Raw genomic sequence first — 503 nt, 5'->3', positions numbered from 1 at the left:
TTTAATACATTTGAATAAATCTTATTCGGATGATTGAACTTATTTTTGCGACTAATAATGCACATAAATTGGAAGAGGTGCAGGCTATTGTAGGAAAGAAATTCCTACTTAATCTTTGGCTGATATTGATTGCCATGAAGATATTCCTGAAACAGGTGTTACTTTCATGAGAATGCAAACAGAAGACAGATTTATTTAAGTCAATAAATATGGATTAATTGTTTCGGAGATGATTCTGGTTGGAATTGATGCATTAATGGTGAACAGGTGTGTATTCGGCCGTTATTCCTGGTAGCAGTGATATGGAAAAAATATTAATTTGGTTCTAGAGAAGTTAGCAGGTATCGCTAATCGTACCGCTCGATTTAAAACAGTGATTTCACTTAACCTAAACGGTCAGCAACATTTTTTGAAGGTAGTATTGAAGGCCACATTATTGATGAATGTAAAGGTGCGGATGGATTTGGTTATGACCCTATTTTTATACCAAATGGCTATAGTAA

General features: G+C 34.2%; 2 protein-coding genes. Both read left to right on the top strand.

Annotated elements, in window-relative coordinates:
• The first annotated feature begins 29 nt into the window (after window positions 1–29).
• Window positions 30–170, top strand: a complete 141-nt coding sequence (locus tag L950_RS34740) for a hypothetical protein (RefSeq protein WP_021188404.1) — start codon at window positions 30–32, stop codon at window positions 168–170.
• 250 nt (window positions 171–420) lie between these two features.
• Window positions 421–503: non-canonical purine NTP pyrophosphatase (locus L950_RS36935; protein WP_316930759.1), on the top strand; the 83-nt coding region annotated here is incomplete at its 3' end.

The organism is Sphingobacterium sp. IITKGP-BTPF85 (genome assembly GCF_001006065.1).
Classification (GTDB): domain Bacteria; phylum Bacteroidota; class Bacteroidia; order Sphingobacteriales; family Sphingobacteriaceae; genus Sphingobacterium; species Sphingobacterium anhuiense.
The sequence above is the reverse complement of the archived record's forward strand: the minus strand, read 5'-3'. Positions and strand labels throughout refer to the sequence as shown.